This is a genomic window from Burkholderia sp. Ac-20392, assembly GCF_017104585.1.
Classification (GTDB): domain Bacteria; phylum Pseudomonadota; class Gammaproteobacteria; order Burkholderiales; family Burkholderiaceae; genus Burkholderia; species Burkholderia lata.
In genome coordinates this window covers 1-538 of the sequence record NZ_JAAGPB010001138.1, presented here as the reverse complement: position 1 = coordinate 538, position 538 = coordinate 1, and the positions used below count along the sequence as shown (strand labels likewise).

At 70.3% G+C, this 538-nt stretch carries 1 protein-coding gene; it reads right to left on the bottom strand.

Going from position 1 to position 538, the window contains the following annotated elements; translation table 11 throughout:
* A partial coding sequence (locus G3N99_RS41255) for an AAA family ATPase (RefSeq protein ID WP_206125316.1) occupies positions 1-538 on the bottom strand: 538 nt, incomplete at both ends.

The window sequence follows — 538 nt, the reverse complement described above, 5'->3', positions numbered from 1 at the left end:
GCGTGCGGTCGGGCCACGCCAGCACTCGAGCCGGGCGGGCCGCGACGTGAGCACGACACAGAACGCCGCCGCGCGCGGCGAGCGCTGCAGGTACGCAAGGAAATCCTCGGTCGAGCGGTCGATCCACTGCACATCCTCGACGACGAGCAACACCGGCGCGCCATTGCCGAGCGACACGATCAATTGCTCGAGCACATCGAACAGCGCGTACTGTTCGCGCGCGCTCGACCACCGTGTCTCGTTCGCCTCGCAGGCCAGCCCCAGCCAGGTCGAGAGCGCGACACGGGCCGCCGCACGATCGCATTCGAGCGGCGCGAGCATCGCGTCGATCGCCGCGCGCGTGGCACCGGGCGGGCTGTCGGCGTCGAGTTGCCAATGCGCGCCGATGAACCGCAGGATCGGAAACAGCGCATGATTCTCCCGCTCGGGCAGGCACCCGCAATACGCGAACGCGTGGCCCTGTGTCCGCACGGCCTCGCACAGCGCGTGCACGAGGCGCGACTTGCCGATTCCCGCATCGCCGACGACGAGCCGCGGG